Genomic DNA, 19,518 nt, shown 5'->3' with positions numbered 1-19,518 from the left:
TCTGGCTCTGGCTCTGGCTCTGGCTCTGGCTCTGGCTCTGGCTCTGGCTCTGGAACAGCCTGATCAGATTCTTCCACGCTGGGCAACTTGGTCTCGACGACCGGTTCCGACAACTCTACGTCGGTCTCAATCGGTTCAATATCCGGGCTGTCAGGGCCGATGGTGATGCTTTTGCGTACGGTTTCCGGCTCAGGTTCTGACTGCTCCCTTGCAACAGAGTCGTCATACTGCTGCGATACAAGCCACCAGGAACCAGCGAGTATGACCAAGGCCAGCGCGGGCCAACGCAGATTAATCGGCATCGAAAACGTCCGCTTGGCGCCACCTCCGGTCGATGCCATATCCAACCATACGGCTGGTGTTACACGCTTGAGACGGGAAAAACTCCCCTGACTCAAACTGTGTAATTGTGACAATTTCCCTGGCGACAGCAACTCCTTGGGCTTACCACCAGCTCGGTGAATTCGGGGCTCGAGATAAGCGGCGACTTCTTCTTTTGTCAGTGGGCGAAGATGAACCTGATGCACGCCGGCACCGTCCCCTGACAACCCAAGCATCTCAATCAACCGCCCGCTGCCACTGAACACAGGAACCGCCGCCGCAGATCGATCTGCGGCTTCAAAAGCAGAAAACAACAATCTCAGTAGCTCGGTGGGTGCACGATCCGCATCATCGATCAGCAGGACCATCCGCTGCCCCTTCCGAGCCCTGATTTCAGACCATCGGAAAAAGCCGTAAATGGCGTCACGCGCACCTTCGCCAGGATTCAACCCTTTGTGCGCAATACCGAGCAGCGCCCGTGACAGCGCCTGAGTACTCGTCAGCGCCGCAGCTGGTACCCGATGAAAATCCAGACGGGAAGACTCACTTCTCACCAGTTCCGCAAGCAACCGACTTTTGCCCGCTCCCACATCACCAGTGAGAAGCAAAGCGAGGTCACCAAAACCACAGAGGTGACGAAGCGTTTCCAGGGCGTGGTGGCGAGAGGCATCCGGAAAGAAGGGTGTTTCCATATCCAACGGATCGGCCCTTAACCCATAACGCTCCTGGAGTCGCGGAAACAAACCACCACCGTCATGACTATTGAGTCCTTCGTTGTTCACCGTCATTCCCTGCTTTATCCCAGATCAATACCTGTTCAGACTTCTCTACAAAAGCCCCGAAGCGTGGCATCCAGTTCTCGCCTATCCACCGCATCCGTCACCACAGCATCCCCGAGCCTGCGAAGGAGGACCAAGCGCAACGAACCATCCACATTCTTCTTGTCGACTGCCATCAATCGCAGAAAATCATCGGGAGACATCCCCGTGGGTGCAAGCGCCGGAAGCTTGGCTCTCTCGATAATGCGCACAACCCTGGCACGATCCTCTTCGGTGATCATACCCTGGCGCAAGGAAAGATCCGCAGCCATCATCATGCCAGTACCAACAGCCTCGCCGTGCAGCCAGTTGCCGTATCCAGCGAAGGTCTCAATGGCATGACCAAACGTGTGCCCAAGGTTGAGTATTGCCCGTAAACCACCTTCTCTTTCATCTTTTGCTACAACGTCCGCCTTGCAGGCGCATGAGCGATAGATAGCTTCCACCAGGGCTGTTGTTTCCAGATCAATGAGCGACGTAATTTCTTTCTCAAGCCAGGCCAGAAAATCGGTGTCCCGAATCAGGCCATACTTGATAACTTCCGCAAGGCCAGCAGACACCTCCCTTGGAGAAAGGCTCCTCAGACTGTCGGTATCGATCAGTACAACTTCCGGTTGGTGGAAGGCACCGATCATATTCTTGCCCAACGGGTGATTGATACCGGTCTTTCCTCCGACCGAGGAGTCCACCTGCGACAACAATGTCGTCGGGATCTGGATAAAAGAGACACCACGCTGGTAGGAAGCGGCGGCAAACCCGGTCATATCCCCAACCACGCCACCCCCCAAAGCAACCAGCGTGGTTTTGCGGGAGTGACGCTTCTCCAGCAAACCGTCGAAGATACGGTTTAGCGTCTGCCAATCCTTGTATTTTTCACCGTCTGGAAGCACAACCGTATCTACCTGCTTTCCAGGGAAACAGGCTCGGGCTGACTCAAGATACAAGGGCGCAACCGTTTCGTTGGTGACGATCATGACTTGTGAACCAGAGACAAAGGGACTCAGATCATAGCTACCCAGCAGCCCCTGACCGATAACGATTGGGTAACTTCGATCGCCCAGCTCAACCGTCAACTCCCGCAGTGAGTCACGCATGATTTCTGCCTTCCTTACGTATTTGCCTTTTGTGGCGAGGTGTCCTCGGATTAATCCGGTTCACCAATTGCCGTACGACCAGTCTGGGGCTCTTGCGGTCAGTAAACATGACGACATCGGCCAAGAGCGAATAGATAGGGTCCCGCACGGCAAACAGATTTCTAAGGACCGCCTCGGGGTCGTCATTCTGCAACAGGGGACGATTGCGATCCCGCCTCGTTCTTTCAACTTGCTGCTCAATCGAGGTTTTCAGGTACACCACGACGGAATCGCGTTTAAGATGCGCGTGATTCTCTTCTTTCATCACCGCGCCACCGCCCGTCGCCAGCACTGTCTGTGGATATTCCGACAGTTCAGCCAACATGGCCGTTTCACGATGCCGAAAGCCGTCTTCCCCTTCTACGTCGAAGATCCAGGGAATATTGGCGCCGCACCGCTCTTCAATAATCCGATCGGAATCGAGAAAGCGATAGCCCAGCTCTTTGGCCAGCATGCGACCAATTGTGCTTTTTCCCGCACCCATTGGGCCGACCAGGACAACTCGTTTTGGCAAGGACATAACTTCCGCTCATCTACATTCCGGCGCGTGAGAATATCACAGGGTAACGTTTTCCATAAGTTTCAGGAAATGAACCGACAAAAAAACCGCCGTGCGGAACACGGCGGTTTTTTTGTCGGATGCAACCCGATTACTGAATCAGGTCGCTCTTGATGATCTTCGGTGTGATGAAGATCAACAGCTCGCTACGCTCATCAACATGCTCGGTGCGCTTGAAGAGGCGGCCGAGGTAGGGAATATCACCCAGGAACGGAGTCTTGGTAGTCGTCGTAGTAACCTCTGACTGGAAAATACCGCCCAGAACGACGGTTTCGCCATTTCCAACCAACACCTGAGTGGTTACCTCATTAGTGTTGATGGCAGGAATACCGGCGGTCACTTCACCACGGGAGTCCTGATTAACCACCAGATCCATGATGATTTTGTCATCCGGGGTGATCTGAGGGGTTACTTCAAGAGCCAACGCCGCTTCCTTGAAAGATACTGACGTCGCACCGCTGGAAGAAGCCTCTTGATAAGGGATCTCCTCACCGGACTTAATCTTGGCGGTCTGGCGATCGGCAGTAACAACGCGGGGCTGGGAAACAACTTCCGCCTGCCCGTCACTCTCCAGTGCAGAGAGTTCCAGGTCCACAAGAAAATCATCACTGCCCAAACCGATGGCAAATGAGGAAGCACCTTGGCCGGTGACACCCAAATCTACCGCCAGAGCGTCCGGGAAAGTGATCGTGTTGTTGGTACCACCAGCGGCTTGACGCGCCTCCTCAACCGCGTTCTGCGAACCACCCACTGAGAAAACGTTATCACCACTGACATCGTAGGCGGCACCACCCCAACGAACACCGAGATTTTCGGCAACGTTGGTTTGCGCTCTTACAATTCGAGCCTCAATGGAAACCTGACGAACAGGAACATCCCAGGTCGAAACCAGGCGGCGAATTTCATCAAGCTTTTCCGAAGTTTCACGAACACTGATCGTGTTGGTACGCGCATCTGAAGAGACGAATCCCCGAGAGGAGATAAGTTCTTCATCCGCCCTAATCAGTTCAACGACATCGGCAGCCTTGGCGTAATTCACCTGAATGATATCCAGGCGAACCGGTGCGAGCTCAGCGATCTGCTTGGACGTCTCCAGCTCAAGCTTTTCACGGGCGGCGATTTCATCGGCCGGAGCAACCAGCAGTACGTTACCAATCTGACGCTTGTCCAATCCCTTGGTCTTAAGGATCAGGTCCAGAGCCTGGTCCCAGGGCACATTCTGCAAACGCAGCGTGATGCTGCCACTGACCGTATCGCTGGCAACAAGGTTCAGACCAGTAAAGTCGGCAATCAACTGCAATACCGAACGAACTTCGATGTCCTGGAAGTTGAGAGAGAGCTTGTCGCCGGTGTACGGGAACTTCTCCTCTCGACGAGACTCAGCTTCCTCTTCTGTCAGCCTTTCCACGCTGACGGTAAACTGCGAACCGGACTGGTAGGCAATGTAGTCGTAGTTGCCTTCCGGACGAATTTCCACAACCGCATTACCATCTTCCGTGTAGGTATCAACCCGGGTTACCGGTGTCGCGAAATCGGTAACATCAAGGCGGCGACGAAGATTGTCCGGCACACTGGTACCGTCCATCGTCAAGCGAATCTTGCCCCCGAGCTCGGACAGATCCACGGATGCATTGGCACTACCCAGATCTACAATCACGCGTCCTTCGCCATTCTGCCCACGCCTAAAATCGACTCCCGCCAGGTCGTTGCCTGCCGATGAGACCGACTGTCCTCCCGATGCAGTAGTCATCGGTGTAGAGGAAGAAGTCGAGCCTGACGCTGCGACACCACTACCCTGACTGCCGATTGTGACGACCAGGCTGTTCTGGGTACGCACCGTCTCATAGGGAGCCAGCTCTGCCAGGTTGAAGATCAGGCGAGTGCGATCCTTGGTTTCGACAACCGTCATGCTCTGGGCGTTACCTCCCCCGAGCGAGATGTTGCGACTGTCGAGACCGCTGGTCGTGTCCCGGAGGTCCACTGCGATTCTGGCAGGTCGCTCGATCGTGTACCCGGTCGGTTCTGGTGGCTGGCCGTCAAACGCCAGCGTCACCTCGACCCGATCCCCGGACAGCGACGAAAACGACACGTCTTCCAGCGTGACCGCATTGGCCAGGCCGGATAACAACCCAAAAGCAATCACGCCGACGTATACATTGAGTTTTCTGAACATCGCTAGCCTCGACCCCAAACTTTTTTGTTCATGCATGTTTCTTTCAATAATCATAATGCCGCTCCCTTAGCCCTCATTCTCATCCAGCGACAGCGAGCGTGGACGCTCGACCCACCCGCCCCGGCCATTGGGAACGATTTCAATCAGTTCAACCCGGGTTTCATTGACGCCAATAATCCGGCCGTAATTCTGCCCTACATAGTTTCCGGTGCGCACCCTATGAATGCCGCCCATACCATCCTTGATCAGGGCAAAAAGGCTCCCGGATGCGTCACTTAAAGTGCCTACCATAGAGAGTTCCTTCAAATCGAAATTTTCGAGAACCTCTCTCGGCCGATCCAGATCCGGCTCGATATCGCTTTCCGGTTCCTGATCAACCATTGTGAGCTGGATATCAATCGGCGGTTCGAAGGGCGCTCTGCGATCCGCTGCAGAATAGCTGAAAGCCTCATACGCCTTGAACTCTGGTAAGGGTTCGACATGCCCCCGAGGCTTAGCTCGAGTGTCCGCCATAAACTTGTCAAGATCGGAAAAACCACTTCCCTGGGAGCACGCAGTCAGGAAAGATACCAGACAAATACTCATCCAGGCTTTTATTGCATGCTGTCTCGCCATGCTCATTCTCCAGCCCGGTAGCGGTAGGTACGTGCAAGAACCTGCATATTCAGCTGCTCTCCATCACCGCCTGTTGGTGTTATCGTTAGGTCGTGCAACGTCACGATGCGAGGCAGACTTGCCACACTGCTCACAAACGTCGCCAATTCATGATAGGAGCCTGTAACCCGAATATTGATCGGTAGCTCTGCATAAAAGTCGCGCCGCTGCTCGCCTTGCAACTTAACCTCTTGAAGCTCAAGACCGCTGCCCAACGCTGTGTTGGTGATATCTTCAAGAAGTCCTGGCACCTCGGTTTCACTCGGCAACTGACGCACCAGTGCCCCGAAGGTCTCTTCCATTTCTTCCATTTGCGCCTTGAACACTTCCAGATTTGCTACTTGGTATGCCTTGTCTTCATAGCGTTTCCGTAACTCCTGCTCCGTCTTTTCGACTCGCTCCAGTTGAGCGTATTGGTCCTTGATGAAGAACCAATAACCACCGCCGAGAATCAGGCCAAAGATGATGATCGCCACGATGGCCTTGACTGGCGCAGGCCAGATGCCGGCATTATTGACATCCAAGTCGTTAATATCGAATTCATTGAGGTTTTTCAGTGAGTCCGCGAGGCTCATTACTTATCCCCCCCTTCGGGCTCTGGTGTTTGCTGCTTTACCGAAAGATTGAACTGACTGTACCCGGCACGTTGGTTATCGGCAGCAGACACATTTGACAGATTGGGATCAGTGAACCAGTCAGATTCCTCAAAACGCCTCATCAGCGCTGAAATCCGACTGTTGGATTCCGACATCCCAACAATCTCAACCCGCTCACTCTTTTTGGTAAGGCTAGTGTAGAAAAGCCCGTCCGGCAGCGTACGAACCAACTCATCAAAGACCCGCACGATAATCGGACGCTTACCCTGGAGATCCTGAATAACCTGCATCCGCGAAAGAAGCTCATCACGCTTGCGTTTAAGGTTTTCAATCTCCTTGATCTGCTTATCCAGCTGTTTGGTCGCGGTCTCGATGTAGGCGTTCCTGGATTCCTGGTAGGCAATACGGTTGTCCATATCGGTTTTCCAGAGAAAGGTCAGACCAGCAGCAATAAAGGCCGCCCCCAGAATCATCACCACAAACTGTTTTTGCTTCTCCGCCCGGAGTTCTTCGCGCCAGGGTCTGAGGTTAATCTTTGCCATCAGTCAAAGCTCCTCATTGCCAGCCCACAGGCAATCATGAGTGAAGGCGCATCATTGCTCAGCGAAGACGCATTCACCCTTGATCCCACTGCCATGTCCGCGAACGGATTTGCAACCAGCGTGGGTGTGCCCGTTTTTTCCTCGACCATTTCTGTCAGCCCCTGGATAGATGCCGTGCCGCCAGCCAGAACTACGTAGTCAACCGCATTGTACTGGCTTGCGCCGAAGAAGAACTGCAGCGCCCTCGCAACCTGCTGAACTACCGCTTCCCGGAAAGGCGTCAGCACTTCGGAGTCGTAGTCATCGGGGAGGCCACCCTGCTTCTTGGCAAGGCCGGCCTCTTCAAGGGACAGACCATAACGACGCTGAATTTCCTCGGTGAGTTGTTTCCCCCCGAAAATCTGCTCGCGAGTGTAAACCGTCTTGCCTTCAGCCAACACGCTCAGTGTGGTCATGGTTGCGCCGATATCGACGATCGCCACAACGAGTTCTTCACCCTGGGAATCAAGCTGAGGCTCGATGAGGGCGTATGCCCGCTCGAGTGCGTATGCTTCGACGTCCACAATCTTGGTGGTCAAGGAAGCAATCTCCAGAGCGTCTTCCCGAATATCGACGTTTTCTTTGCGACACGCAGCCAGAAGTACATCGACCTGATCCGGGTTAGCCTCAGAGGGCCCCTGAACCTCGAAGTCGATTGCCACTTCATCCAACGGATAGGGAATATACTGATCGGCCTCGAGCGTGATCTGGTCTTCCATCTCAAACTCGTTAAGACCACCGTCCATCTGGATCAGCTTGGTAATAACGGCGGAACCGGAGACGGCCACAGCCACCTGCTTGACGCTCGTACGTGATTTGGACGCGACACGTTTGAGCACTTCGCCCACCGCCTCGACATCCGTGATGTTTTTCTCTACCACAGCATTGGCCGGTAGCGGCTCCACTGCGTAGCTCTCGACCTTGTAACGGTCGCCCTGCTTCGATAGTTCCAGTAACTTGACCGAGCTGGAACTGATATCCACGCCCAGCACCGAACTGGATTTTTTTCCTAACAATCCGAACACGCGCTCACCCTATACCTGGTTACATGCACCGGGTTATGAAAACTCCCGACGGAGTTCTTTCATATGTGTTTTTTATTTAAGAGAATTTCTTTAGTTTTCCGTCTACAATGCTCGTTCTTCTTTAATTGAGAAGCATTGCACCCGGGAAGCGGCTAGCCCTTCCTAAAGCAATTTCTCAAATGATAGACCTATATCCAACAGTTGTCAGAAAAAAATGTCTCATTTGTTGCGTACATCTCGCCTGTTTGCATGGCTCTTTCTCACTGGACTCAGTCTCGCCACAATCGTGGCGTCAGGATTTTACCTATATCTCCGCCCCGGATTGCCTCCTGTTGAGCAACTCCTGGACATCAAGTTGCAGACCCCATTGAGGGTCTACAGCGCAGACGACAAATTAATAGCAGAATTCGGTGAAAAGAGAAGGGCACCGGTCACAATAGAACAGATCCCTACAATTCAGTTACATGCCTTTATGGCAGCGGAGGACGCCCGTTTTTACGAACACTTCGGGGTCGACTTTAAAGGCCTGATGCGGGCTGCCATCGAACTGGTCTCCACCGGCGAGATCCAGTCCGGCGGCAGTACCATCACAATGCAGGTTGCAAAAAATTACTTTTTGTCACGCGATCGGACGTTTATTCGCAAGTTCAACGAGATACTTCTGGCTCTTCAGATCGAGCGTGAACTGGACAAAAACCGCATCATGGAGCTCTATCTCAACAAAATTTACCTGGGCAATCGAGCTTACGGCATTGCCGCCGCCGCCCAGGTTTATTACGACAAACCCGTGACCGAGCTTTCTCTGGCAGAAATGGCCATGCTTGCCGGGCTACCAAAAGCTCCCTCAGCCTATAATCCCCTGGCAAACCCCGAACGGGCACAAATCCGTCGTGACTGGATACTCGGTCGCATGCGCGACCTTCAATACATCACCAACGATGCCTATGAACTGGCGACCAACGCTCCGCTGACTGCAAGTTTTAACGCACCGTCCACTGAAGTTGATGCGGACCACGTTGCGGAAATGGCCCGGGCTGAGCTGGTCCGGCGGTTTGGCGATGCCGCCTACACCGACGGCTACGAAGTCAGACTGACTGTCGAGAGCGAGAAACAGCAGGAGGCGACCAGGGCACTCAGGGCCGGACTGGAAGCGTATGACCGGCGGCATGGCTTTCGCGGCCCCATTGGACAGGTGGATGAAGATCAGCTGAAACCGGACAACCTCGGCAACCTGATGGCGAATTACCCCCGCGTAGCCGAACTCGTGCCTGCAGTTGTAACCCGGGTAAGAGACAAAGACAGCGAAGTTGATCTTTACGCCCGCCAGCTTGGCGAGTCCGTAATGGCATTCTCCACAATGACCTGGGCCAAACGATACAAAACCGAAAACCTGACCGGGCCCGAACCAGAAAAGCCATCTGACGTGGTCACTGTGGGTGACATCGTTTATGTAAAGCCCATGGTGGTGATGACCCCAGAGCAGCCAAATGAATCTGACACCCAGGAGCAAAGCGATGAACAGCAAGCCCTGGATATCGCCGACGTCAGGCGCGTTGCCCTCTCCCAGGTACCCGAGGTGCAGGGCGCACTAATCTCCCTTGACGCAAAAACCGGCGCCATTGAAGCACTCGCCGGCGGATACAGCTTCAGCCAGAACAAATACAATCGCGCCACCCAGGCGAGAAGGCAGCCAGGCTCAACCTTCAAGCCATTCCTGTACCTGAGTGCGCTTGAAAGCGGCATGACACCCGCAACCATCTACAACGATGCACCTATAGTGTTTGACGACTCCGAACTGGAGACCACATGGCGCCCCCAGAACTCATCAGGACAGTTTTACGGCCCTACTCGCCTGAGAGAAGCCCTGTACCGGTCCCGCAACCTGGTGTCAGTACGCTTGCTTCGGGACCTGGGCATCCAGAACACCATAGACTACCTTGAGCAGCTTCAGATCCCCACGGAAGACATGCAAAAAGACCTGTCACTCTCATTGGGCAGCGGACTTCTGACACCAATGGACCTGGCCCGAGGGTTCGCAGTAATCGCCAACGGCGGCTACGATGTCGAGCCCTACCTCATCAGTCAGATTTCGGACATCAACAACGAAACAATCTTCGAAGCACCGGACGTCAAACTCTGCGATGAAAACTGCACAGAGAAACAGGAGAACAACTCCGACGACGAGAAAGAAGTTCGCATTGCCAGGCGTCTGGCCGATGAACGCTCGGTATACATCCTGCATTCCATGATGCGGGATGTAATCAGACGAGGCACCGGCCGACGCGCTCAGGCCCTGGGACGGGATGACATCAGCGGCAAAACCGGCACCACCAATGAACAGAGAGACACCTGGTTCGGCGGCTTCAACCATGACGTAGCCACCACAGTATGGGTTGGCTTTGATCAACCACAACCTCTTGGCCGCCGAGAGTTCGGCGCCAGCACTGCCCTGCCCGTCTGGCTTGATTACATGAAAGTGGCACTAAATGGCGAGCCATCGTCATTGATGGCGAGACCCAATGGCATCGTTAACATCCGCATCGACCCTGAAACAGGCCGGCGTGCAAGACCGGGACAAGAAGGCGCCATGTTCGAAATATTCCGCGAGGAAGATGCCCCGCCACCACTTGACCCACAAGATGATTCATCGGGTGGCAGTAACAATGGCAGCAGCGATGACCTGTCGAGACAGATCTTCTGACACCAGCAAGCTGGACGGGGAATTCCACCGACAAAAAAACCGGCGATTCAACAATCGCCGGTTTTTTTGTTTCCGAAACTCGATTGGGCTATATCAGATGATATCGTCCATCGATTTCAGTGGATAATGGGCCGGGTAGCCGTTACGAGCAACGCCTGAGTCAACCGCCGCGCGTGCGACTGCCGCCGGAACAACTTCCAGCAGGCGCACGTCCATCGGCTTGGGAATGATGTACTCCCGCCCAAACTCGAAACTTGCAACGTCATAGGCTTCACAGATTTCCTGCGGAACCGGCTCTTTCGCCAACTCGCGAATCGCATGAACCGCCGCCACTTTCATTTCTTCGTTGATCGCGGTCGCCCTCACGTCCAGAGCACCACGGAAAATGAACGGGAAGCCAAGCACGTTGTTCACCTGGTTCGGGTAGTCCGAGCGGCCCGTAGCCATGATCAGGTCATCACGAGTAGCCAATGCCACTTCAGGACTGATCTCAGGATCCGGATTGGAACAGGCGAACACAATCGGATTCGGCGCCATGAGTTTTAGCTGCTCAGCACTCAACAGATCCGGGCCGGACAGACCAAGAAATACATCGGCACCGTCCATAGCGTCATCAAGCGTACGCTTGTCGGTCTCGTTGGCAAACATTGCCTTGTACTGGTTCAGGTCATCGCGACCGGAATGAATCACACCCTTGCGGTCCAGCATGTAGATGTTTTCGGACCGAACGCCACAGCTGATCAGCAGCTTCATGCAAGCGATAGCCGCTGCGCCAGCTCCGAGGCAAACCACTTTGGCTTCATCGATTTTCTTACCCTGCAACTCCAGGGCATTGATCATGCCCGCAGCTGTTACGATCGCGGTGCCATGCTGGTCATCATGGAAGATGGGTACACTGCACTTTTCGATCAGCGCGCGTTCGATTTCAAAGCACTCAGGGGCCTTAATGTCCTCAAGATTGATACCGCCGAAGGTATCAGCAATACGCTCGACCGTTTCAATGAATGCCTGGGGGCTTTCGGAATTGACTTCGATATCGAACACATCAATTCCAGCAAAGCGCTTGAACAGTACGCCTTTGCCTTCCATAACCGGCTTGCTCGCCAGCGGACCGAGGTTACCCAGACCGAGGATTGCAGTGCCGTCTGAAATCACGGCTACCAGGTTACCCTTGGCGGTATATTTGTATGCGTTCTCGGGGTCCTTAGCGATCTCGCGGACCGGCTCGGCAACCCCGGGGCTGTACGCCAGCGAAAGGTCGCGGGAGGTCTTGGTGGGCTTGGTGATTTCCACACTCAGCTTACCAGGCCGCGGCTTGGCGTGGTATTCAAGGGCTGCTTCTTTCAGATCTTGAGACATTGCCACTGTTCCGTTTGTCACGTTTAAGAGGTAATAAGCCACCGGGCCTTGCCCAGCGGAGCGCGACATTATGGCGCGAAGGACTGCATCAGACAAGGCCAGTTTGACCACTCGCTAATCAGTCAATACGGCTTTTTGCGTATACATTCGCATCAGACGCGCCCTTCAGGACGAGCCTGCAGATACAAAAAAAGCGCCTCGCAAGGCGCTTTTTTCATTATCAACATTCGAATCAGGCTTTCTTGCCACCGATGCGACCACCGAAACGCTTCTGGAAACGGTCGATACGGCCACCGGTATCCATCACTTTTTGCTTGCCTGTGTAGAACGGGTGACACTGGGAGCATACATCCAGAGTCAGGTCCTGAGTGAACGTGGAACGTGTCTTGAGAACATTACCGCAGGAACAGGTAGCGGTAATCTCGGCATACTTGGGGTGAATACCTTCTTTCATGGCGAACCTCTATCGGTCATGCCGCTACCAGATCACGGGACTGCCTGGTTTTCATAGCAATCCGGGTGTCGGGCACCGCATGTTTGAATCAATTGAGAAGACGGGGCACAATCATGCCCTGCCGGAAACAGACCGCGAATCTTACTTGCAAATGCGGTATCAGGCAAGCCCCGGACCGTCATATCATCCCGCCCGACACGGGACACGCCGGTTTTCAGCTCCTTAAAAGGATAGGCAGATACCGTGACACCTTCATCGCCATGGAGCCACATGTGCCCCGAACTGCGCGTATAGCATTGAACCGCCCTATCCGGCGGCTGTTCGATTATCTGGTGCCAGATCACATTGCACTGCAACCAGGCCAGCGTGTAACGGTCCCCTTCGGACGTCAATCGGCTACCGGGCTGGTGGTCGAAACAGACGCAAAACCACCGGAGGGCATCACCCTTAAACCCGTCCGGTCCGCTGCCGAGGCGTGGCCAGCACTGCCCCCGGAAACCTTTCGCCTTCTTAGCTGGGCATCTGATTACTATCAGCACCCACTAGGAGAGTGCCTTTTTACCGCACTACCACCAGCGCTCCGTCGCGGCAGACCTGCCGTGGAGAATGCCGATCCCTACTGGCAAGCCTGCGGCGATCCTGCGCTGCTGCCCGGCAACGCAACACGACAGAGAGAACTGCTGGCGTGGCTAAACCGCCAACCCGGCGGCGCAGGCAGCAAGCAGATTGTGCGGGCCGGTTTCACGCAGTCGCAAATCCGAAGCCTTCAGGAAAAAGAACTGATCCGCGAGATCACGCCACCCACCCCAGATGGCGTAACAGAGGAAACCCGGAATCGTATCCCCGTGCTGTCTCCAGCCCAACAAGAAGCCGCCAACCAACTTCCATCGCCAGACAACGGTTTCGCGACAGCGCTCCTATTTGGCATTACAGGCAGCGGGAAGACCGAGCTCTACCTTCATTACCTGAAGACTCACCTGGACGACCGGCACCAGGCGCTCGTCCTGGTACCTGAGATCAATCTGACACCGCAGACCGTAGCCCGCTTCCAGTTCTATTTCGGACCACGTATCGCAGTATGGCACTCGGCTCTAAAAGACAGCGAGCGGCTCTCGACCTGGCTGAGAATCCGCAATGGCGAGCCGGTCATCCTGATCGGCACTCGCTCAGCGGTATTGCTCCCCTTTACCGATCTGAAAACCATCGTCGTGGATGAGGAACACGACAGCTCCTATAAACAGGGGGAAGGGTTCCGCTATTCCGGCAGGGACACCGCGGTCTATCGCGCCCACCTGAACAATTGCCCCGTCATCCTCGGCTCGGCGACACCCTCCATGGAGTCATACCACAATGCCCTGTCTGGCAAATACGCCCTGATCCGACTCGAAGAAAGGGCCGGAAACGCCAGACCCCCAACCATCAAATTGCTGGATATCCGCAGCCGCCCCTTGGAAGGTGGCCTTTCCCGCCCTGCCCTGCAAGCCATCGAGAAATGCCTCAGCAATGGGCAACAGGCGTTGGTATTCGTGAATCGGAGAGGATTCGCTCCGGTCATGATGTGTTTCGACTGCGGCCATATGGTGGAGTGCCCCCACTGCGACACACGCTTGACTTACCACCGCCGCGACCGGGCCATGCGCTGCCACCACTGCGACTTCCAGACCGCCGCAACAGACCACTGCCCCAAATGTGACGGCGAGGCGTTCAAGCCCGTCGGCCAGGGCACTGAACGCACCGAGGACATTCTAACCTCACAGTTCCCAGACACGCCTGTTGTGCGGGTCGACCGGGATAGCACCCAGCGCAAAGGCAGCATCCAGGGCATCCTCGAAAAAGTAAACAGTGGGCGCCCTTGCATCTTGGTTGGTACACAAATGCTGGCCAAAGGCCATGACTTCCCGAACGTGACGCTGGTGATTGTCGTCAATGCCGATGGCGGACTGTTCAGCGTGGACTTCCGGGCTCCGGAACAGCTGATCCAGACCCTACTGCAAGTGAGCGGACGGGCCGGCCGAGGGAAAAAGTCTGGCGAGGTACTGGTTCAGACTTGCCATAGCGACCACCCCCTGCTGCACTCCCTGGCCGAGGGGCACTATCTCCCCGTTGCCGATCAACTGCTCACGGAACGCGAAACGGGGCAACTCCCCCCCTTTCGTGCAATGGCGATTTTCAGGGCAGAGGCTGAGACGATGGAAAAAAGCCTGCAGTTACTGGACACCATAAAACAACAAGCCCGCTACCAGCAGATAGAGATCTGGGGCCCCCTGCCCGCGCTGATTGCTCGCCGCGCTGATCGCCTTAGAGCTCAACTGGTTCTGCTTTGCAGTAATCGAAAGTACCTCAACCACACGCTCGGCGTTCTGTGTGAAACGCTGGACCAGAGCCGGCTTCCAGCCGGACTAAAATGGGCCATTGACGTAGACCCGCAGGAAACCGGTTAACTTACTCACCTCCCCTTTACTGAAGCCACGCATCAGATTACAAAGTTTTTCAAAAATGAATACCGATCAACATTGCATAGACGCATCCTGTGCTATGATTTTCAGCAAACTAATAATCAAACTTGTGAAAATACTTAAACTTGCGCATTTCAAGCAGGGAATGTGCTTCGAACTGGCCTTTGCTGTAACGGGAACTGGAGAAAATGATAATGTCAGGGAAACTCCTTGCACGTGCGTGCGCTATATTTTTAGCGCTAATATTGACGGCCTGCGGTGGCGACGATAATTCTAGCCCGCTCGCCGGCTCACCTGATGGAAGCGGCGGAAGCGGCGACCCCACGACACCTTCAGAGGATGCTGATGTCGGCACCGTTGAACTCATAGCCAACCCGGTTCGTCTGGACACATCCACCAACGCCAGCTCAAGCATTACCGCGCGAATCAAAGACTCGAACGGCATTCTTCTGCAGGATGTTCCAGTGAGTTTCAGTGCTAATAACGGCGGAACTCTGGAGGTAACCCAACAAATCACCGATCAGGCTGGCGTCGCATCCGCAACCCTAACGACCGACAGTGACCCAAGAAACAGAACAGTGACTGTGACCGCGCAGGCAGGAAGCGTCTCCCGATCACTCAACGTCGAAATATCGGGCACTTCGATTTCAATCTCAGGTCCCTCGTCTATTTCTCTCGGCGGCTCAGCCAATTACAGAGTGACGCTAGCAGACGCAGATGGCAGCGGCATTTCTGGACAACCGATAGCCCTTTCAACCAATCGGGGCACCCTGTCTGCATCCAACCTGACATCCTCCAGCAATGGCTCAGTTGACGTGCAACTGTCCGGCGGCAACACCGGAGGCACTGCAACCATTACAGCCTCAGCCTATAGCGGTAGCAGTCAGGTTTCTGCTACGCAGAATGTGGTCATTGCGGGAGACAGCTTCGCATTCACGGCCCCCGATACGGCTACCGAAGTAGACCTAGGAGTTGAGCAACAAGTCACAATTGAATGGCAGGTAGATGGAAATCCTGTAGCTGACGGAACTCAAGTACAGTTCTCCGCCACACGAGGCACTCTCAACCCACCAACTGGCCTTGTAACCACCAGCGGTGGAGAGGCGAGCATTGGCATTACCTCAACCAACTCTGGGACGACTACCGTAACGGCAACAGACCCAAACTCCGGCCTTTCTGCTGACCTTTCATTTGAATTTATCGCCAACACGCCGGACTCGATAAATCTTCAAGCATCGAAAACCCAGCTTGATCTGGGGGAAACCAGCGAGATTATCGCTGTAATTCGCGATGCATCTAACAACTTGGTAAAAAATCAGGAAATCAGCTTCCGCATCCTTGAAGACGGAAGCGGGGGCAACCTAAGCTCTAGCCTCGACGTAACTGACTCTCAGGGCCGTGCTTCCACAATCTATACCGCAGGATCAAACACCAGCGGTAGAGATGGCGTAGAAATTGAAGCTGTAGTGGATGGATCTATTTCAGATACTGTAACACTGACAGTAGCCCGGCAAGCACTTCGACTGGCTATCGGCACCGGCAATGAAATTGAAGAGCCTGACTCCGTTCGATACGTGAAAGAATATGTTGCAATCGTGACAGATGCCAATGGTGCACCGGTCGAAAACGCCAACATCGAATTGAGTGCGCTGCCGGTTGGTTATCGGAAAGGATCATATGCCGTCTCAACTGACGACAACTGGGTACTGTCCCCTTCAGACCCACAGTTTTGTGAGGCAGAGGACACAAATCAAAATGGTCAGCTCGACCCCGGCGAAGATGTCAATGGGAGCGAAAAACTTGAGCCCACCAACTCTGCAGCCACTAGCTCATCATCAATCACGTCTGCCAGTGATGGCTCCGCCAGCTTCTCTCTTCTCTACCCACAAAGCCATTGTAACTGGGTACAGATAGAACTGACGGCGACTGTTCGCGTAGGCGGATCGGAGAGTGTTGAAACATCCAGGTTCTACCTTTCATGCCTTGCTAGCGATCTCAGTAACACCGACATTTCGCCTCCCGGCGGCACTGAGGGCCTATATGGCGTAGCACAGGACTGTTCGGTAGACGACTTCACCAATTAAGAAGACACAGCCACTCTGGGGCCCAGGCTTGACTGAAAGCTGGGCCGGGCCCCAGAGCCACAATCATATTTGAGTCCCTCCACCCTTTCCTTGATAATACGTCTCTTCAGTTTCAGAGGGCGTCCCGCCCCGTAACCCACTCTCCGTATATCGAGTCATCCGACAGCATGAAAGAGACCGTATCCGAACTGCTCCAGTCTGCGCTGGCGACCCTGCAATCTGAAGGCACCTTGCCAGCAGATCAGACCTTTACACCACAGGTAGGCAACACCAAGGACAAATCCCACGGTGACTACGCCTGCAACATTGCTCTGGTCGCATCGAAGGTGGCGGGTTGCCCGCCACGAAAGCTGGCAGAGGCATTGGTGGAACGGTTACCGGACAGCAGCGCTGTCGAGAAAGTTGAAATTGCAGGCCCCGGTTTTATCAACTTTTTCATGAGCACGGCCAGTGCCTTTGAGGTGGTTAACACCATTCTCGACAACGCCGGGCGGTACGGTCGTAACAACGACGGCAAGGGCGAGAAGGTCCAGGTGGAGTTCGTCTCCGCTAACCCGACTGGCCCCCTGCACGTGGGCCATGGCCGTGGTGCGGCGATTGGCGACTGCCTGAGTCGTTTGCTGGAAGCCAATGGTTACGAAGTCACCCGCGAGTTTTACTACAACGATGCGGGCGCACAGATCAGCAATCTGGCGCTTTCAGTGCAATCACGGGTGAAAGGGCTGACACCGGACGACGAAAACTGGCCTGCCGACGGCTACCGCGGTGACTACATCACCGATGTGGCCAATGCCTATCTCGCCGGCGAAACCGTTACCGCGGACGACCGGGAAGTCACCGGTAAAGCCGATCCGGACGATCAACAAGCCATCCAGGAGTTTGCGGTTGCCTACCTGCGTCGTGAGCAGGACCTGGACCTGAAAGCTTTTGGCGTGGAGTTCGACGTGTATTTCCTCGAGTCATCGCTGTACGAAGATGGCAAGGTAGAGGAAACCGTCGAGCGCCTGCAGGAAAACGGCTATACCTACGAACACGACGGCGCCATGTGGCTGAAAACCACCGAATTCGGCGACGACAAAGACCGCGTGATGCGCAAGAAGGATGGCGGCTATACCTATTTCCTGCCGGACGTGGCCTACCACCTGAACAAGTGGCAACGGGGTTTCACCACGGTTATCAATGAGCAGGGTGCCGACCACCACTCCACCGTCACACGGGTTCGTGCCGGCCTGCAAGCACTGAACGCCGACATCCCCCAGGATTGGCCAGATTACGTGCTTCACCAGATGGTGATGGTGACCCGGTCCGGGCAGGAAGTGAAGATTTCCAAGCGCGCAGGCAGTTACGTGACGGTCCGTGACCTGATCGACGAAGTGGGCCGCGACGCCACCCGTTTTTTCCTTGCGGCTCGCAGAGTCGACTCCCAGTTGACTTTCGATATCGATCTGGCCCGCTCCCAGACCAATGAAAACCCGGTCTATTACATTCAGTATGCCCATGCACGTATTTGCAGTGTGCTCAGAAAACTGAAAGAGGAAGGGGTTGAGCGCGGCCTGAACGAGTGCGTGGGAGATCTGTCCTTACTGACGCTCGACGAGGAAAAGGATCTCGCTAACCAGTTGGCCAAGTACCCCGAGCTTATAGAAAGTTCAGCCAAATTGCGGGAACCACATCACCTGACGCACTATCTCAGGGATCTTGCCGGGCAGTTCCACACCTACTACAACGCCCACAAAGTTCTGATCGAGGATACTGCTGTCCGGGACGCTCGCGTTTCCCTGTATCTTGCCGTGCGGCAGGTGATTGCCAATGGTCTCGATCTGCTTGGCGTGAGCGCTCCCGACGAAATGTAGCAAGTCAGGCTTCATGATCTGAATATTCAGGCACGCAACAGGAACTAACCCGGCCATGTCCCGAGACTATGCCCGCAAATCAAGAACGGCCAGCAAACCGGCAACATCAACAAAATCCGCGAGGCCTGCGCGTAAACAAAAGCAGTCCCCAAAACGCCCTGCTGCGGCCAAGTCACAGCGGGGCGGCTTGTCATTGAAGTGGATTCTGTCACTGGCAGCCGTGGGTGGTTTTATCGGCTTTATTGCCTATCTCAACTCACTTCCTACATCCGAGCCTCGCCAGGGTGAAAAAGCCACAACAGCCGAACCACCTGCGGTAAAGGAGAAGCCTTCGGAAACCGCCGCAAAAGAAAAACCCGGCTTTCGCTTTTACGACATGCTTCCTGACTCGGAGGTGGTTCCTCCCGAGGTCGAGGAATATACCCCTGGGCCAGGACAGCAAACGTTTGATTACCTGGTGCAGACGGGCTCTTTCCGACAACAGCAAGATGCAGAGAGGCAGCGGGCCGAAATCGCGTTCCAGGGCCTCCGTGCAAAGGTCAAACGCATCGACCTCGACAGCGGAAGCATCTGGTACCGCGTCAATGTAGGCCCCTTCACCTCTCGCAGCCAGATGAATGCGGCTATCGACAAGCTGGTCAATCTCAACATTCAGCCTCTGGTCAGGAAGATTCCCAAGGAGGGCTGAGCTGCCCTCCCGACTCTCTTTCCTCCCGCCCTTGAAAACCGCCCCCTCGCCTCCATAACTGCT

General features: G+C 54.8%; 15 protein-coding genes. 5 read left to right on the top strand and 10 right to left on the bottom strand.

Going from position 1 to position 19,518, the window contains the following annotated elements; translation table 11 throughout:
* The 8 genes from ACTRWH_RS19910 to ACTRWH_RS19875 form a co-directional block, all read right to left on the bottom strand.
* On the bottom strand, positions 1-1,109 hold a 1,109-nt coding region (locus ACTRWH_RS19910; RefSeq protein WP_462826772.1), incomplete at its 3' end, for an AAA family ATPase.
* Positions 1,110-1,138: 29 nt separating this feature from the next.
* Positions 1,139-2,233, bottom strand: coding sequence for a 3-dehydroquinate synthase (gene aroB, locus ACTRWH_RS19905; RefSeq protein WP_036203593.1), 1,095 nt, complete (start codon positions 2,231-2,233; stop codon positions 1,139-1,141).
* Positions 2,226-2,792, bottom strand: coding sequence for a shikimate kinase AroK (gene aroK, locus ACTRWH_RS19900; protein ID WP_036203590.1), 567 nt, complete (start codon positions 2,790-2,792; stop codon positions 2,226-2,228). The genes aroB and aroK overlap by 8 nt, the downstream gene beginning before the upstream one ends.
* Before the next feature lie 130 nt (positions 2,793-2,922).
* On the bottom strand, positions 2,923-5,004 hold the full coding sequence (gene pilQ / locus ACTRWH_RS19895) for a type IV pilus secretin PilQ (RefSeq protein WP_177190642.1): 2,082 nt from the start codon (positions 5,002-5,004) through the stop codon (positions 2,923-2,925).
* A gap of 66 nt (positions 5,005-5,070) precedes the next feature.
* Positions 5,071-5,619 (bottom strand): pilus assembly protein PilP, encoded by a 549-nt coding sequence (locus ACTRWH_RS19890; protein ID WP_036203584.1) that lies wholly within the window; start codon positions 5,617-5,619, stop codon positions 5,071-5,073.
* A gap of 2 nt (positions 5,620-5,621) precedes the next feature.
* Positions 5,622-6,233 carry a type IV pilus inner membrane component PilO gene (locus ACTRWH_RS19885; protein WP_041335800.1) on the bottom strand — a complete coding sequence of 204 codons (612 nt, stop codon included), beginning with the start codon at positions 6,231-6,233 and terminating at the stop codon, positions 5,622-5,624.
* Entirely contained in the window at positions 6,233-6,796 is a 564-nt protein-coding gene (locus ACTRWH_RS19880; protein ID WP_041335802.1) for a PilN domain-containing protein, read from the bottom strand. The genes ACTRWH_RS19885 and ACTRWH_RS19880 overlap by 1 nt, the downstream gene beginning before the upstream one ends.
* Entirely contained in the window at positions 6,796-7,860 is a 1,065-nt protein-coding gene (locus ACTRWH_RS19875; RefSeq protein ID WP_036203576.1) for a pilus assembly protein PilM, read from the bottom strand. The genes ACTRWH_RS19880 and ACTRWH_RS19875 overlap by 1 nt, the downstream gene beginning before the upstream one ends.
* Positions 7,861-8,074: 214 nt before the next feature.
* Here ACTRWH_RS19875 and ACTRWH_RS19870 point away from each other — a divergent pair, with 214 nt between their 5' ends.
* Positions 8,075-10,561, top strand: coding sequence for a penicillin-binding protein 1A (locus ACTRWH_RS19870; protein WP_036203572.1), 2,487 nt, complete (start codon positions 8,075-8,077; stop codon positions 10,559-10,561).
* 93 nt (positions 10,562-10,654) lie between these two features.
* Here the strand turns inward: ACTRWH_RS19870 and ACTRWH_RS19865 are convergent, their stop codons facing one another.
* Together ACTRWH_RS19865 and rpmE are read right to left on the bottom strand one after the other, a co-directional pair.
* Positions 10,655-11,920 carry a malic enzyme-like NAD(P)-binding protein gene (locus tag ACTRWH_RS19865; RefSeq protein ID WP_036203569.1) on the bottom strand — a complete coding sequence of 422 codons (1,266 nt, stop codon included), beginning with the start codon at positions 11,918-11,920 and terminating at the stop codon, positions 10,655-10,657.
* 232 nt (positions 11,921-12,152) lie between these two features.
* Positions 12,153-12,374 carry a 50S ribosomal protein L31 gene (gene rpmE / locus ACTRWH_RS19860; RefSeq protein WP_007154619.1) on the bottom strand — a complete coding sequence of 74 codons (222 nt, stop codon included), beginning with the start codon at positions 12,372-12,374 and terminating at the stop codon, positions 12,153-12,155.
* Between the two features lie 260 nt (positions 12,375-12,634).
* On the opposite strand from rpmE, the gene ACTRWH_RS19855 reads away from it, so the two are divergent.
* From ACTRWH_RS19855 to ACTRWH_RS19840, 4 genes are all read left to right on the top strand, one after another.
* Positions 12,635-14,815 carry a primosomal protein N' gene (locus tag ACTRWH_RS19855; protein WP_199480809.1) on the top strand — a complete coding sequence of 727 codons (2,181 nt, stop codon included), beginning with the start codon at positions 12,635-12,637 and terminating at the stop codon, positions 14,813-14,815.
* A gap of 209 nt (positions 14,816-15,024) precedes the next feature.
* On the top strand, positions 15,025-16,914 hold the full coding sequence (locus ACTRWH_RS19850; protein ID WP_157665621.1) for an Ig-like domain-containing protein: 1,890 nt from the start codon (positions 15,025-15,027) through the stop codon (positions 16,912-16,914).
* A 167-nt stretch (positions 16,915-17,081) separates the two neighbouring features.
* Positions 17,082-18,767 carry an arginine--tRNA ligase gene (gene argS / locus ACTRWH_RS19845; protein ID WP_462826771.1) on the top strand — a complete coding sequence of 562 codons (1,686 nt, stop codon included), beginning with the start codon at positions 17,082-17,084 and terminating at the stop codon, positions 18,765-18,767.
* A 55-nt stretch (positions 18,768-18,822) separates the two neighbouring features.
* Positions 18,823-19,455: an SPOR domain-containing protein gene (locus ACTRWH_RS19840; protein ID WP_228210926.1), complete on the top strand. Its 633-nt coding sequence runs from the start codon at positions 18,823-18,825 to the stop codon at positions 19,453-19,455.
* The last annotated feature ends 63 nt before the right edge of the window (positions 19,456-19,518 follow it).

It is taken from the genome of Marinobacter sp. G5_S1_61_S3 (assembly GCF_054968585.1).
The sequence above is the reverse complement of the archived record's forward strand: the minus strand, read 5'-3'. Positions and strand labels throughout refer to the sequence as shown.

Excerpts from the sequence above, each read along its gene's own strand:
- ACTRWH_RS19885 (WP_041335800.1), bottom strand. The coding sequence starts at position 6,233 with ATGAGCCTCGCGGACTCACTGAAAAACCTCAATGAATTCGATATTAAC.
- rpmE (WP_007154619.1), bottom strand. The coding sequence starts at position 12,374 with ATGAAAGAAGGTATTCACCCCAAGTATGCCGAGATTACCGCTACCTGT.
- pilQ (WP_177190642.1), bottom strand. The coding sequence starts at position 5,004 with ATGTTCAGAAAACTCAATGTATACGTCGGCGTGATTGCTTTTGGGTTG.
- aroK (WP_036203590.1), bottom strand. The coding sequence starts at position 2,792 with ATGTCCTTGCCAAAACGAGTTGTCCTGGTCGGCCCAATGGGTGCGGGA.
- ACTRWH_RS19865 (WP_036203569.1), bottom strand. The coding sequence starts at position 11,920 with ATGTCTCAAGATCTGAAAGAAGCAGCCCTTGAATACCACGCCAAGCCG.
- argS (WP_462826771.1), top strand. The coding sequence starts at position 17,082 with ATGAAAGAGACCGTATCCGAACTGCTCCAGTCTGCGCTGGCGACCCTG.
- ACTRWH_RS19870 (WP_036203572.1), top strand. The coding sequence starts at position 8,075 with ATGTCTCATTTGTTGCGTACATCTCGCCTGTTTGCATGGCTCTTTCTC.
- ACTRWH_RS19840 (WP_228210926.1), top strand. The coding sequence starts at position 18,823 with ATGTCCCGAGACTATGCCCGCAAATCAAGAACGGCCAGCAAACCGGCA.
- ACTRWH_RS19850 (WP_157665621.1), top strand. The coding sequence starts at position 15,025 with ATGTCAGGGAAACTCCTTGCACGTGCGTGCGCTATATTTTTAGCGCTA.
- ACTRWH_RS19855 (WP_199480809.1), top strand. The coding sequence starts at position 12,635 with ATGGAGCCACATGTGCCCCGAACTGCGCGTATAGCATTGAACCGCCCT.
- ACTRWH_RS19890 (WP_036203584.1), bottom strand. The coding sequence starts at position 5,619 with ATGGCGAGACAGCATGCAATAAAAGCCTGGATGAGTATTTGTCTGGTA.
- ACTRWH_RS19880 (WP_041335802.1), bottom strand. The coding sequence starts at position 6,796 with ATGGCAAAGATTAACCTCAGACCCTGGCGCGAAGAACTCCGGGCGGAG.
- aroB (WP_036203593.1), bottom strand. The coding sequence starts at position 2,233 with ATGCGTGACTCACTGCGGGAGTTGACGGTTGAGCTGGGCGATCGAAGT.